This window comes from Nocardia sp. NBC_01327 (assembly GCF_035958815.1).
GTDB lineage: Bacteria > Actinomycetota > Actinomycetes > Mycobacteriales > Mycobacteriaceae > Nocardia.
In genome coordinates this window covers 2979517-2993272 of sequence record NZ_CP108383.1, presented here as the reverse complement: position 1 = coordinate 2993272, position 13756 = coordinate 2979517, and the positions used below count along the sequence as shown (strand labels likewise).

The following is a 13756-nucleotide window of genomic DNA, read 5'->3' as shown; positions in this document are numbered from 1 at the left end:
CGCAGGTCAGTCTTCGTCTTTGTCGTCGTCGACCTTGTACGGGTCGGCGTCGCCGGCGTGGGTCGCATTCACCGCGACCTGTGCGACACGAGCGTCGGCGTCGCGGGCCCGGGCCAGCAACTCCTCCATCTCCTTCGCGACGGTGGGCACGGTATCGAGCTTGAACGCCAGGGACGGCGTGAACTTCACGCCGGTACCCGCGCCGACCTTGGAACGGAGAATGCCCTTGGCCTTCTCCAGTCCGGCCGACGCCTCGGTGTAATCGGGCTCGGTGTCGAGCGTTTCGCCCATCACCGTATAAAAGATGGTGGCCTCTCGCAGATCACCGGTCACCTTGCAATCGGTGACGGTGACGAACCGCAGTCGCGGATCCTTGATCTCGTACTCGATCGCGGTGGCCACGATCGAGGAGATCCGCTTGGCGAGTCGGCGTGCCCTGGCTTGATCCACCATGGCTGTGCCCTCCTCACTGGTTAGATTCAGTCTTCGGGTCCGAAGACGCGGCGGCGTACCGCCAGCAACTGTAACTCCGGGCGTGCTGCCACGTGCCGTTCGCACTTGTCCAGCACCTGGGTCAGGTGGTCCATGCCCACACCGACCATTGCGACGCCCAGCAACGTACGCCGATACAGATCGTGATCGCCGCCTTCTGCGGCGCTCACACCGAACTTGATCAGCTCGGCTATGACCGGGCGGATGACGGAGCGCTTCTCCTTCAGCGAATGTACGTCGCCGAGAAGTATGTCGAACTCGAGCGCTCCCACAAACAGTTTTTCAGTCATGTAATGCGCACGCACTTACCTGGAATGGCCGACGCGCTCCACGGCGTGCGCACGAGTGCGTCGGAATCTGGTGGTACACAACCCTGCCGGGCCGGGATCGCTCCCGACCCGGCAGGTTGTCGCACCTACTAGTCGCGCGGCTTTTCGCGCAGCTCGTAGGCCTCGACGATGTCACCTTCACGAATGTCGTTGTAGGTGAGCGTCATACCGCATTCGAAGCCCTCGCGGACCTCGGTGGCGTCATCCTTCTCACGACGGAGCGAGGAGATGGTGACCGTCTCGGCGACAACCACGTTGTCACGCAGCAGACGCGCCTTGGCATTGCGCTTGACCGACCCGGAGGTGACCCAGCAACCGGCGATATTGCCGACCTTGGACGAACGGAAGATCGCGCGGATTTCCGCCCGGCCCAGTTCGACCTCTTCGTAGATCGGCTTGAGTAGACCCTTGAGAGCCTTCTCGATCTCGTCGATCGCCTGGTAGATGACCGAGTAGTAGCGAATATCCACGCCTTCGCGGTTCGCCAGCTCGGTCGCCTTGCCCTCGGCCCGGACGTTGAACCCGATGATGATCGCGTTCGACGCCGACGCCAGGTTGACGTTGGTCTCGGTGACGCCACCGACACCGCGGTCGATGACGCGCAGACGCACCTCTTCGCCGACATCGATACCGAGCAGCGCCTCTTCGAGGGCCTCGACGGTACCGGAGTTGTCGCCCTTGAGGATCAGGTTCAGCTCCGAAGTCTCCTTCAGAGCGGCATCCAGATCTTCCAGGGAGATGCGCTTGCGGCTGCGTGCGGCCAGCGCATTGCGCTTACGCGCATTACGACGGTCCGCGATCTGGCGAGCGATGCGGTCTTCCTCGACAACGAGGAGGTTGTCGCCGGCGCCGGGCACCGAGGTGAAACCGATGACCTGGACGGGACGCGACGGCAGGGCCGCCACGACGTCTTCGCCGTGCTCGTCGACCATGCGGCGCACTCGGCCGTAGGCGTCGCCCGCCACGATCGAGTCACCGACGCGCAGCGTGCCGCGCTGGATGAGGACGGTGGCCACCGGGCCACGACCGCGATCGAGGTGGGCTTCGATAGCCACACCCTGCGCGTCCATGTCCGGGTTCGCCCGCAGATCCAGGGTGGCATCCGCGGTGAGGACGACCGCCTCGAGCAGCTGCTCGATATTGGTGCCCTGCTTCGCCGAGATGTCGACGAACATGGTCTCGCCGCCGTACTCCTCGGCGACCAGACCGTATTCGGTCAGCTGCTGGCGAATCTTCTGCGGATTCGCGCCTTCCTTATCGATCTTGTTGACCGCCACCACGATCGGCACATCCGCGGCCTGCGCGTGGTTGATGGCCTCCACCGTCTGCGGCATGACGCCGTCGTCGGCCGCGACCACGAGGATCGCGATATCGGTGGCCTTCGCACCACGGGCACGCATGGCGGTGAACGCCTCGTGGCCCGGTGTATCGATGAAGGTGATCAGTCGATCGAGCTGGTTGACATGCGTCAGCACCTGGTAGGCGCCGATGTGCTGGGTGATACCGCCAGCTTCGCCCTCACGGACGTTCGCCTGGCGGATGGTGTCCAGCAGTCGGGTCTTACCGTGGTCGACGTGGCCCATGACGGTCACGACCGGCGGACGGAACTGCAGATCGTCCTCGTCGCCCTCGTCCTCGCCGTAGGTGAGGTCGAAGTTGGCGAGCAGCTCGCGGTCCTCGTCCTCCGGGGAGACCACGTGCACGACGTAGTTCATCTCCGAACCCAGCAGCTCGAGGGTCTCCTCGTTCACCGACTGGGTCGCGGTGACCATCTCACCGAGGTTGAACAACGCTTGGACCAGCGAGGCCGGGTTGGCGTTGATCTTGTCGGCGAAGTCGGACAGCGAGGCGCCACGGGCGAGGCGGATGACCTCGCCGTTGCCGCGGGGCAGACGCACGCCACCGACGGCCGGAGCCTGCATGCTCTCGTACTCGGCGCGCTTCGCCCGCTTCGACTTACGGCCCTTGCGGACCGCGCCACCCGGACGACCGAAGGCACCCGCGGCACCGCCGCGGCCACCACCGGAACCGGGACGGCCACCGCCGCCACCGCCGGGACGCCCGCGGAAACCACCCGCTGCTGCGCCGCCACCGGCACCCGGAGCACCACCGGTACCCGGGGCGCCGCCCTGGCCACCGCGGTACGGACCACCGGCGCCGGCCGGACGACCTGCGCCGCCACCGGGACGCGGACCACCCTGACCCGGACCACCGGGGCGACCGCCGCCGGGCGCCGGACGTGCGGCACGCGAGGGCATGGCACCCGGGTTCGGGCGGGGAGGCATGGAGCCGGGGTTGGGACGCGGGCCACCGGGGCGGGGACCGCCCTGACCGGCGGCCGGACGCGGACCACCCTGACCCGGAGCCGGACGACCGCCACCCTGGGCGCCACCCGGACGGGGGCCACCCTGACCGGGACGCGGGCTCTGGCCGGGGCCGGGACGCGGACCACTCTGGCCGGGGGCCGGACGAGCGCCGCCCTGACCCTGGGCCTGGCCCGGAGCCGGACGCGGCGCGGGCCGCTCGGGAGCGGAGGAGAAGGGGTTGTTACCGACGCGCGGGGCCTTCGGACCCGGCTTCGGACCGGCCGGGCGCGGGGCCGCGCTCGGTGCCGGAGCGGCAGCCTGCGGAGCCGCGGGACGCGCCTCGGCGGCAGGAGCCGGCTGGGCCGGACGCGGAGCGCCCGGGGTCGGACGCTGACCCTGCTGCTGCGGTGCGGCAGCCGCGGCCGGAGCCTCGGAAGCTGCTGCGGGAGCAGGGGTTTCACGCACGGCCGGCTTGGGAGCCGGAGCGGGCGCGGCCGGGCGGGGCGCACCGGGACGCGGTCCCGACGCCTCGGCATTGGCCGCCGGGGCGGCCTGCTCGGAAGCGGCCGGAGCCTTGGGCGCTGCCGGAGCCGGAGCTGCCGGGGCCGGAGCGGACGGACGGGGCGCACCGGGACGGGGTCCCGAGGATGCGCCGGGGACCGGCTTCGCAGCCGGACGCGGGGCCTGGTCGCCGGGCTTACCGGCGGCCGGCTTTGCGGAACCGTTCGCCGGGGTGCTCTTCGGGGCGACGGACTCCCGCAGGCGACGTGCGACGGGTGCTTCCACCGTCGACGACGCGGACTTCACAAACTCGCCCTGCTCCTTGAGCCTTGCGAGTAGTTCCTTGCTCGTGACACCGAGTTCTTTAGCCAACTCGTGCACGCGGGCCTTGCCTGCCACTGCTCTCCTCACTGAGAGGCCGAGCGCGACAACCCTTTTGGGAAGGGAGGCCCGCACGACCCCAGATTAATTCCGATGGTCGATCATCGTTGGTGCTTCACGGTGTGCTCATGAGTGCTCGTGCCTGTTCTCTACGTAATGCTCCAGGGCTGAGATATCCAGATGTCCGGACACTCGTAGTGCTCTGCCGAATGCTCGGCGCCGAACTGCTTGGCTCAGACAAAGCGAAGAGGGGTGCAACCAGGCACCCCTTCCGGGCAGTCTACGCCTCGGATCGGGAACAACCACAGTCTCCTGCGCCACGACCCGCAATAGTTCAGCGGCTAGCACTTGTTTCCGGCATCCGATGCAGGTCCGCACAGGTGCTGATCTTGATTGCACCCGTCCAGCGCGCAAAGAAGCCGGAGACTCGCGCTGAGCCTGCTCCCACTCTACCGCTGACATGTCCCGATCTCCGCATCCGTACCCCTGGGAAGTTACCAAGCTGTCATCCGCGGGGTCTGTTTCACAAATCTCGGGACCTACCGGGGCCGATTCGTGCTACAAGATCAACCCCGGTGTGGCGCCCGTGGGTCAGCTGCGGTGCGCTTCGGAACGCACCGACCCGGCCACATCGGGCGCCGCGTCGCTGCGAATGTCGATACGCCAGCCGGTGAGACGTGCTGCGAGGCGGGCATTCTGGCCCTCCTTGCCGATCGCCAGCGAGAGCTGGAAGTCCGGCACCACGACCCGGGCCGCGCGGGCGTCGGGATCGACAATCGTGACGGAGACAACCTTCGACGGGGAGAGCGCATTCCCGACGAAAGTCGCGGGATCCTCGGCGTAGTCGATGATGTCGATCTTCTCGCCGGCCAGCTCGCTCATGACATTGCGCACGCGCTGACCCATCGGGCCGATGCACGCGCCCTTGGCGTTCACGCCCGAGACGGTGGAGCGGACCGCGATCTTGGAGCGGTGCCCGGCCTCGCGGGCCACGGCCACGATCTCGACCGAACCGTCCGCGATCTCCGGCACCTCGAGCGCGAACAGGCGGCGCACCAGGTTCGGGTGGGTACGCGAGAGCGTGATCTGCGGGCCACGCGGGCCACGCGAGACGCCGACCACGTAGCACTTGATGCGATCGCCGTGCTCGTAGGTTTCGCCGGGCACCTGCTCGGCGGGCGGGATGACGCCCTCGGTGCCGTTCGCCTCGCTGCCGATGCGCACCACGATGGTGCCGCGCGCGTTCATGCGGGCGTCGCGCTGGATCACGCCGCCGACGATGTCGCCCTCATGGGTGGCGAAATCGCCGAAGGACTTCTCGTTCTCGGCATCGCGCAGCCGCTGCAGCACCACCTGGCGGGCGGTGGTGGCGGCGATGCGGCCGAAACCCTCTGGGGTGTCGTCCCATTCGGAGATGACATTGCTGTCGGCGTCGACCTCGCGGGCCATCACCCTTACGACGCCGGTCTTCTGGTTGATGTCGATGCGGGCGTTGGCCTCGTGGCCGTCGGTGTGCCGATAAGCGGTGAGCAACGCGGACTCGATCGCGGAGATCACGGTCTCCATCGAGATCCCCTTGTCGGCGACAATCGCGCGCAGGGCTTCGATTTCGATGTTCATTCCACGATCCCTTCGGTCGGTGAATCGGATACTGCTTCGTCTTCGTCTTCGGGTGCTTCGTCGTCCGGTGCTTCGTCTGCCGCGCCGTCGTCCAGGGGCACCTCCTGCGCACCCGGCCGCGGACGGCCCGGTGCGACTCCCCCGGCTAGCTCGAGTTCGGCGATGCCCGGCGGAGAGAACTCCACCTGCACCACGGCGAACTCGATTCCGGCCAGCGGCACCGTCACCCGGTGTGGCTTCCGCTTGCCGCCGAGGACCAGTGCCACCTCGGTCTCGGTGGCGGCCCCCACGCGAGCCTCGAAGCGCGCCTTGCCCTTCTCCTCCGGAGATTCGACGCCCGGGCGGAGCGTGACCTTCACCTTGCGGCCGCGGGCACGCCGCCAGTGGCGTAGCTCGGTGAGGGGTCGATCGATGCCGGGGGTGGTGACCTCCAGCAGATACGGGGTCTCGCCGAAGTCGCCCGCCTCGTCGAGCGCCGCCGAAACTTCCGAGCTCAGCTCTGCGACGGCGTTCAGTGGGGCGGCCTCGTCACTGTCGACTGTCACCTTCACCTTGGCATGCGCGGTACCGGCGGCCGAAATCGAAACGCCCTCGAGGTCGAATCCCCGGCGTTCGACGAGCCCAGCAACGAGCTGGCTCACCCTGTCCTCGGTCGGCATCGGCATCTGGGGCGGCTCCTGGTTCAGTTGTCACGGGTTGCAGTTGTGTGGTGCGGCTGTGTGGTGCGGCGGTGGTGCTGTCCAGAGTTCGGCGAATTAGCGCACCGAAGGTCTAGCGTAACGCGCGGAAAGAGTGTAAAGGACCAGCCGATGCTCTCGACTTCGGCATGGTCGGCGCTACCGGAACGGCGGCGTGTCCAGTGCCGACGCGCCCGTTCCTGCGGCATATCGATCGAGATCACAGCCTATCGGACGGCCCTGGCGCGGCGGGCGCGCTCCGGCGGCTGGCACCATGTACCCGTGCCCCGCAGTCAGAGCCGCCAGACAGGCGGCGTTCCGCTCACGCCCGAGCCCCCCGTTCGCACCGTGGACCGCCGTGCCGTGCTGCGCCTGGCCGGTGGCGGCGTTTTCGCCGTCGCGGCGGCCGGCACGCTGACCGCCTGCGCCAAAGACGACGCCCCGGAACCTCCGGATCCGCTGCTGGCACAGGAACTGTCGGCGCGCACCGATGCCGCCGTCGCGAGCGCCGCCATCGCCGTCAACCCCACACTCGCCGGGCCGCTGCAGACGATCGCCACCCAGCGCGGTGCGCATGCCGATGCGCTGCGTACCGAAATCGACCGCGCCATAGGCGTTTACGGTGACGGCACCACGCCCAGCCGCCGGGTCGCGCCGGTCACCCCCACCGTGGCGGTGCCGCCGCCATCGGTGAATCAGCTGCGCACCAACCTGACTCAGGCCCAGCGTGCCGCCGCCGATCTGTCGGTCACGCTCACCGGCTACCGCGCGGGCCTGCTCGGTTCCATCAGCGCCGCCTGCGCCACCCACGCGGGGGTGCTGCTCGCATGACCACACCCGATCAGCAGGCGCTCACCGATGCGTTGAGCGCCGAGTACGCCGCTGTGTACGCGTACGGCATCATTGCCGCCTTCGCCAATCACGACCGCGACAAGCTCGTCGCCGAATCCACTGCGGCGCACCGGGCCCGGCGTGATGCGACCATCGACACCCTGAAATCGCTCGGCGCGAACGCCCCGGCGCCCGCCGCCGCCTATACGACGCCGTTCGTCGTCGACGACCCGATTCCGGCCGCCAAACTCGCGGTGACCGTCGAGTCCGATACGGCGGCGGCATGGCGCTCCGCGGTGGAGCGGGCCGACACCCCCGAAATCCGGCACATCGCGCTCGACGCACTCACCGAAACCGCTCTACGGCTGGCCACCTGGCAGTCCATCCTCGGCGCCAACCCGATCACGGTCGCCTTTCCCGGCCAGCCCTGACAATTCTTCTCGATTCACTCGGTCCGAACTAGTCGGTGAATACCGGTAAGGTCGGACCGACGTGGCCAGGTGCATTATCCCTGCCGCGCAATCAATTCCGATGTGAGTCGAGGAGAGACTGTGGCGGTCGATACTGCCCGGGAAGAAAAAGCACTGCGTGCGCTGACGAATCGCCTGGTAGACGACTATGGCGAGGCGCATTCGAAGGAGCGCGTCGAGGCCGTGGTGGGTACGGTGCGGCGACGGTTCGACGGGCATTCGGTGCGTGATTTCGTTCCCATTCTGATCGAGCGGATTGCGCGGCGGGAGTTGGATCCGGCCGCGACGGAAACCGATATCGAACAATCGGTTTCAGCGAATACGACAGCAATTCCATTGGGCGACAATTCGAATTCGGCCGGCCGTCATCTGTTCGACACCTTGGACCGATTGGGTTCGGCCGCCAAGGGTTTGGGCGGACGGACGGCGGCCCTGCCGCGCCGGACCGTGCTGATCGGTGCGGGCGCCGTGCTCGCGGTGATCGCGGTGGTGGCTGTTGTCGCTGTGCAGCAGCCGGATTCGGGGCCGGTGAGCGCGGGGCCGGTGCCGTTGACGACGGTGCACGGTGTGGTCGGCTCGGAGAAGATGGCGTTCTTCGACGATCCGCAGGTCGCGCAGGCGCTGGCCAAACACGGACTGCAGGTGCAGGTCGATCCGGCCGGATCACGGCAGATCTCCACCTCGGTGGATCTGGCCAAGTACGACTTCGCCTTCCCGTCGAGTGCCGCGGCCGCCGAGCGGATCCAGCGCGAACGTGGGGTGAGCGGCAAGTACACGCCGTTCTCCTCCCCCATGGTCATCGCCACCTTCAAGCCGATCGCGGATCTGCTGACCCAGGCCGGAATCGTGCAGCCCGGCGCGACAACGGCATTCGACGTCGAGAAGTACCTCGCCCTCGCCGAGCAGGGCACGCAGTGGGATCAGCTGGCCGGTAACACCGTCTATCCGGTCCGCAAGAATGTGCTGGTGGCCACCACCGATCCGCGGACCTCCAACTCCGCCGCGATGTACCTGGCGGTAACGGCCTACGTCGCCAATGACAACACCATCGTGCGCGGGACCAAGGCCGAAGACTATGCGGTGTCCCGCATTTCGCGTCTGTTCACCCGCCAGGGCTACACCGAGTCCAGCAGCGACGGACCGTTCAAGGACTACCTCGCCAATGGGATGGGCCCGGTGCCGATGGCCTGGGTCTACGAAGCCCAGTACGTGGACGCCGCCGTGCACGGCCAGTTGAAGCCGGACATGGTGCTGATGTATCCGAAGCCGACCGTCCTGTCCCAGCACACCGTGGTGCCGCTGAACGACAGGGGCGACCGGATCGGCAAGCTGCTGACCACCGATCCGGATCTGCAGCGGCTCGCGGCCGAACACGGCTTCCGGCCCAATGATCCGAGCCTGTTCACGAAAGTCACCGCCGAACACCAGGTTCCGGTCGATACGAACCTCATCAATGTGGTCGATCCGCCGAATTACGACACCCTCGAGCATCTGCTCGACGATGTCGCCAAGGCCTACAACTGAGCGGAAACGACCGGGTCGAAACAACAAAGCCGCGCATCACCGAGTGTGATGCGCGGCTTGCTGTTTCGCCGACTACGGGTCAGCCGCGCACCCTGGCGACAATGGACGCCACGGCCGATTCGGCCGGGAGCTCATCGCTGGTGCCGGCGAAGCGGTCGCGCAGTTCGAGCTTGCCCTCGGCCCAGCCGCGGCCGATGACGACCACCAGCGGCATGCCGAGCAGCTCGGCATCCTTGAACTTGACGCCCGGGGAGGCCTTGCGGTCGTCGAAGAGCACCTCGAGACCGTGCGAGTTCAGTTCCGCCACAATCTGTTCCGCACCCTCGCGCGCGCCGTCGTCCTTATTGGCGATGACCACGTGCACGTCGTACGGCGCGACCTCGCGGGGCCAGCGCAGGCCCTTCTCGTCGTGCATCTGCTCGGCGATGACGGCCATCATGCGGGAGACGCCGACGCCGTAGGAGCCCATGGTCAGGCGCACCGGCTTACCGTTCTCGCCGAGCACGTCGACCTCGAAGGAGTCGGTGTACTTCTGGCCGAGCTGGAAGATGTGGCCGATCTCGATGCCGCGCGCGGCCTCCAGGACGCCACGGCCGTCGGGCGAGGGATCGCCGTCCCGGACCTCGGCGGCCTCGATGGTGCCGTCGGCGACGAAGTCACGACCGGCGACCAGGTTCACATAGTGCTTGCCGGACTCGTCCGCACCGGTGATCCAGGCGGTGCCGGAGACGACGCGCGGGTCGAGCAGGTAGCGAACACCGTTGGCCAGCAGCGCCTTCGGGCCGATGTAGCCCTTGACCAGGAAGGGGTTGGCCTTGAAGTCCGCATCGCCGAGCAGCTCCACCTCGGCGGGTTCGACCGAGGCCTCGAGCCGCTTCTCGTCGACCTCGCGGTCGCCCGGAAGGCCGACGCCGAGGATCTCGGTCTTGCCGTCCGGGTAGCGCAGCTTGACGATCACGTTCTTCAGAGTGTCGGCGGCGGTGACGGGGCGGCCCAGCTGCTCGGCGATGCCCGCGCTGTTCGCCCACTCCACCAGCGACGCGATGGTCGGAGTGCCGGGGGTCTGGTGCACCACGGCCTCGGCCTGACCCTCGAGCGGGATCTCGGGGGGTGCGGCGGTAATCACTGCCTCGACGTTTGCGGCATAACCGGATTCGCGGCAGAGCACGTAGGTGTCCTCACCCACGGGGCTGTCGGCCAGGAACTCCTCGGAGGCGGATCCGCCCATGGCGCCGGAGGTGGCGGCCACGATCACATACGACACGCCCAAGCGCTCGAAGATCTTCTGGTACGCCTCGCGGTGCGCGCTGTAGCTCTTCTTGAGCCCGTCCTCATCGAGGTCGAAGGAGTACGAATCCTTCATGATGAATTCGCGGCCGCGCAGAATGCCGGCGCGCGGACGCGCCTCGTCGCGGTACTTGGTCTGGATCTGGTACAGGGTGACCGGCAGATCCTTGTACGAGTTGTATTCGCCCTTCACGGTGAGCGCGAAAAGCTCCTCGTGGGTGGGGCCGAGCAGGTAGTCCTGCCCCTTGCGGTCCTTGAGCCGGAACAGGCCGTCGCCGTATTCGGTCCACCGGTTGGTGGTCTCGTACGGTTCGCGCGGCAGCAGCGCCGGCAGCGAAATCTCCTGGGCGCCGATGGCGTCCATTTCCTCCCGGACGACGTTCTCGATCTTGCGCAGCGTGCGCAGGCCGAGCGGCAGCCACGAGTAGATGCCGGGCGCGATGCGGCGCACATATCCGGCGCGGACCAGCAACCTGTGGCTGGGCACCTCGGCATCGGCGGGATCGTCGCGCAGGGTGCGCAGGAAGAGGTGGGAGAGGCGGGTGATCACGGCTCCACACGATAGCCGCTGCTCGGCCGATGCCCACAGTGCCTCACTGCTCGCTCGCTCGCGTGCACTACCGTGTTCGCCTGTGCTGGTGCTGCTGCCTCCCTCAGAAACCAAGTCCGACGGTGGTTCGGGCCGTCCCCTGGACCTGGACACCCTTGCGATGCCGCAGCTCACGGCGGTTCGCGACAAGCTGGTCACCGAGCTGATCCAATTGGCCGCCGATCCGGAGGCCTCGCGGTCCGCGCTGGCACTGGGCAAGGGGGCTGACGCGGAGATCGCGCGCAATGCCGCGCTGCGCACCTCGCCGACGCGGGCGGCGCTGGACCGGTACACCGGCGTGCTCTACGACGCGCTCGATGCCGCGTGCTTCACCACCGCCCAGCGCACCAAGGCCAATGCGCGCCTCGCCATCGGGTCGGCGCTGTTCGGTGTGGTCCGGGCGGGCGATCCGATTCCGGCGTACCGGCTTTCGGGCGGTTCGAAGCTGCCCGGTATGCCGACACTGCAATCGGTGTGGAAGCAGGTGCTGCCGGAGGCGCTGCGCGAGGAGACCGACGGGCAGCTGATCGTCGATCTGCGGTCGGGCACCTACCAGAACCTGGGCCGCATTCCGGGTGCGATCACCGCCGCCGTGCTCACCGAGCGTCCCGACGGCAGCCGGACGGTGGTGAGCCATTTCAATAAGCACCACAAGGGTCTGCTGGCCCGCGCGCTGGTCCTCGCCCGTTCCGAGCCGACCGATATCAACGGCCTGGCCCGGGTGGCCGAGAAGTTCGGCCTGCGCATCGAAATCGCTTCGCCGACCGAACTTCTCGTACTCACCTAGCCGCCGGTCACTGTGTGCGCTGATAACTCCGGAAGGCGGAGACGGCCCACCAGAACGCGAGGGCGGCCAGCGCCAGCAGGTACCCGAGGTGGGCGGCCACGAATCCCGCGTCCGCCGCGCCCGCGAGTCCGCTGCGGCCGATATCGACCGCCCAGGACACCGGGTTGAACCTCGAAATGCCCTGCACCCAACCGGGCATGAGGGCGGTGGCCATCATGCCCGAGGACAGGAAGGTCGCGGGCAGAATGATCAGCTGCGACATGCCGATCAAGGCGATCTGACTGCGCGCGGTCAGCGCGAGGGCCACCGACCCGGCGCAGAAGATCGCCGCCAGCAGGGTGGCGGCCGCGAGCGCGAGCGCCATTCCGTTGATACCGCCGGGATACCGTGCGCCGCCGAGGAATCCGATGCCGAGCACGAGCGCCGATTGCACGATGCCGATGACGAGCTGGACGGCGAGCTGGCCCGCGATCACCGCGCTGCGCGAAATCGGCGCGGTGAGCAGCTGATTCATCACACCGTTGTCGATGTCCTCGATATAGGAGGTGCCCGCCCACACGCCGGAGTAGAGCACGGTCATCATGAGGACGCCCGGCACCAGGAAGGTGATGTAGTTCGCCGAGCCGAATCCCGGAATACTGCCGACCGATTTGAAGACCTGGCCGAACAAGAGAATCCAGACAATGGGTTGCAGCAGTGCGGCGGCCACACCCCAGGATTCGCGCAGGGTATTGATCGACCAGCGGCGGAAGATCTGCCCGGCGGCGACGAACCATCCGGCGGAAGGGGTTTCGTAGGCGGTCAGGGTGCTCATGCTGCCACCTCCGCCCGCTTGCCATGGGCCGCGCCGGACCGGTAGGAGCGGCCCGCATAGTGCAGATACACATCATCGAGGGTCGGGCGTGACACCGACACCGCACCGAATGCAATTGCGGCAGCGTCGAATTCCGAGATCACCCGGCCGACCACGCCGGACGGATCGTCGGTGCGGGCGATCATGCGGCCGCCGGGTCCATCGGTCTCGACCACCACATCGCGCAGTGCGGAGATCGATTCGCCGACCGCACGCACCGCGGCCACGTCCGGGTTGATGAGCTCCACTGTCAAGGTGTCGCCGTCGAGCGTCGACTTCAGCTGTGCCGGAGTGCCTTCGATGACGGCGCGGCCGTGATCGATGATGACCAGGCGGTCGCACAGCTCATCGGCCTCCTCCAGATAGTGCGTGGTCAACACCACGGTGAGCGCCGCCTCGGTGGCCAATCGCCGGATCTCGGACCACATTTCGGCGCGCGCCTGCGGGTCGAGTCCGGTGGTGGGTTCATCGAGGAACAGCACCGCCGGCGTATGCACCAGCCCCACGGCGACATCCAGCTTGCGCCGCATACCGCCGGACAGCTTGGCCACCTTACGATCCCGCGCCTCGGTGAGCTGGAATTGCTCGAGCAGTCCGGCGGCCCGCCCGAGGGCGTCGCGCCGGGAAATCCCGTGCAGCCGGGCGGCCATGACGAGATTCTCGAAGGGCGTCTGCCGCGGGTCCGCGCCCGAGCCCTGGGAGACGTAGCCGATGCGATGGCGGATGGCGCCCGCATCGGCGCCGACATCGAATCCGGCCACCCGCGCGGTGCCCGAGGTGGCGCGTGCGAGGGTGGTGCAGATCTTGGTGGTGGTGGATTTGCCCGCGCCATTGGGCCCGAGCATTCCGTAGACGGTGCCGGCGGCAATGGCGAAGGTCAGGCCGTCCAGCGCCCGGATTTCCGGGGTTCGCCGTCCGCCGGGGTAGACCTTGACGAGGTCGCTGACCTCGACCGCGGGCATGGCTGTAGCAGGTGGGTGGGAAGAAAAAGACATGGTTCGGTCCTCGTGGTTCGGGGATTCGAACGACCGCGAGACCGGCAGATATGCTGTGAGTGCAGTTCGAGCATCAGCGGTCTACGCCGCCGATCGTTCGGATCCGGCGACGGC

At 67.7% G+C, this 13756-nt stretch carries 13 protein-coding genes; 4 read left to right on the top strand and 9 right to left on the bottom strand.

The features are described from left to right. Positions 1-6: 6 nt before the first annotated feature. From rbfA to rimP, 6 genes are all read right to left on the bottom strand, one after another. Positions 7-453 (bottom strand): 30S ribosome-binding factor RbfA, encoded by a 447-nt coding sequence (gene rbfA / locus OG326_RS13215; protein ID WP_327144924.1) that lies wholly within the window; start codon positions 451-453, stop codon positions 7-9. A 26-nt stretch (positions 454-479) separates the two neighbouring features. Then, positions 480-770, bottom strand: coding sequence for a DUF503 domain-containing protein (locus OG326_RS13210; protein WP_327146468.1), 291 nt, complete (start codon positions 768-770; stop codon positions 480-482). 140 nt (positions 771-910) lie between these two features. Then, entirely contained in the window at positions 911-4027 is a 3117-nt protein-coding gene (gene infB / locus OG326_RS13205) for a translation initiation factor IF-2 (RefSeq protein WP_327144923.1), read from the bottom strand. A gap of 108 nt (positions 4028-4135) precedes the next feature. Then, complete coding sequence (locus tag OG326_RS13200) at positions 4136-4471, bottom strand: YlxR family protein (RefSeq protein WP_327144922.1); 336 nt, start codon at positions 4469-4471, stop codon at positions 4136-4138. 129 nt (positions 4472-4600) lie between these two features. Then, positions 4601-5629, bottom strand: a complete 1029-nt coding sequence (gene nusA, locus OG326_RS13195; RefSeq protein ID WP_327144921.1) for a transcription termination factor NusA — start codon at positions 5627-5629, stop codon at positions 4601-4603. Beyond that, complete coding sequence (rimP, locus tag OG326_RS13190) at positions 5626-6294, bottom strand: ribosome maturation factor RimP (protein ID WP_327144920.1); 669 nt, start codon at positions 6292-6294, stop codon at positions 5626-5628. The genes nusA and rimP overlap by 4 nt, the downstream gene beginning before the upstream one ends. A 294-nt stretch (positions 6295-6588) precedes the next feature. On the opposite strand from rimP, the gene OG326_RS13185 reads away from it, so the two are divergent. From OG326_RS13185 to OG326_RS13175, 3 genes are all read left to right on the top strand, one after another. Beyond that, positions 6589-7137 carry a hypothetical protein gene (locus tag OG326_RS13185; RefSeq protein WP_327144919.1) on the top strand — a complete coding sequence of 183 codons (549 nt, stop codon included), beginning with the start codon at positions 6589-6591 and terminating at the stop codon, positions 7135-7137. Next, a complete protein-coding gene (locus OG326_RS13180; RefSeq protein WP_327144918.1) occupies positions 7134-7568 on the top strand; it encodes a ferritin-like domain-containing protein in 435 nt (144 codons plus the stop codon). The genes OG326_RS13185 and OG326_RS13180 overlap by 4 nt, the downstream gene beginning before the upstream one ends. Before the next feature lie 120 nt (positions 7569-7688). Next, positions 7689-9131 carry a three-helix bundle dimerization domain-containing protein gene (locus OG326_RS13175; RefSeq protein WP_327144917.1) on the top strand — a complete coding sequence of 481 codons (1443 nt, stop codon included), beginning with the start codon at positions 7689-7691 and terminating at the stop codon, positions 9129-9131. Between the two features lie 79 nt (positions 9132-9210). On the opposite strand, the gene OG326_RS13170 is transcribed toward OG326_RS13175, so the two are convergent. After that, positions 9211-10968 (bottom strand): proline--tRNA ligase, encoded by a 1758-nt coding sequence (locus OG326_RS13170; protein ID WP_327144916.1) that lies wholly within the window; start codon positions 10966-10968, stop codon positions 9211-9213. Between the two features lie 82 nt (positions 10969-11050). Here OG326_RS13170 and yaaA point away from each other — a divergent pair, with 82 nt between their 5' ends. After that, the gene (gene yaaA / locus OG326_RS13165; protein WP_327144915.1) at positions 11051-11794 is read left to right on the top strand and encodes a peroxide stress protein YaaA; all 744 of its coding nucleotides are present in this window, start codon (positions 11051-11053) and stop codon (positions 11792-11794) included. A gap of 7 nt (positions 11795-11801) precedes the next feature. Here yaaA and OG326_RS13160 read toward each other — a convergent pair whose 3' ends face one another. Next, the gene (locus tag OG326_RS13160; RefSeq protein ID WP_327144914.1) at positions 11802-12608 is read right to left on the bottom strand and encodes an ABC transporter permease; all 807 of its coding nucleotides are present in this window, start codon (positions 12606-12608) and stop codon (positions 11802-11804) included. Beyond that, positions 12605-13642, bottom strand: coding sequence for an ABC transporter ATP-binding protein (locus OG326_RS13155; RefSeq protein ID WP_327144913.1), 1038 nt, complete (start codon positions 13640-13642; stop codon positions 12605-12607). The genes OG326_RS13160 and OG326_RS13155 overlap by 4 nt, the downstream gene beginning before the upstream one ends. Positions 13643-13756 lie beyond the last annotated feature (114 nt).

Coding starts and splice junctions, on each gene's coding strand:
- rbfA (WP_327144924.1), bottom strand. CDS start 453: ATGGTGGATCAAGCCAGGGCACGCCGACTCGCCAAGCGGATCTCCTCG.
- rimP (WP_327144920.1), bottom strand. CDS start 6,294: ATGCCGATGCCGACCGAGGACAGGGTGAGCCAGCTCGTTGCTGGGCTC.
- OG326_RS13155 (WP_327144913.1), bottom strand. CDS start 13,642: ATGTCTTTTTCTTCCCACCCACCTGCTACAGCCATGCCCGCGGTCGAG.
- OG326_RS13180 (WP_327144918.1), top strand. CDS start 7,134: ATGACCACACCCGATCAGCAGGCGCTCACCGATGCGTTGAGCGCCGAG.
- OG326_RS13200 (WP_327144922.1), bottom strand. CDS start 4,471: ATGTCAGCGGTAGAGTGGGAGCAGGCTCAGCGCGAGTCTCCGGCTTCT.
- OG326_RS13160 (WP_327144914.1), bottom strand. CDS start 12,608: ATGAGCACCCTGACCGCCTACGAAACCCCTTCCGCCGGATGGTTCGTC.
- nusA (WP_327144921.1), bottom strand. CDS start 5,629: ATGAACATCGAAATCGAAGCCCTGCGCGCGATTGTCGCCGACAAGGGG.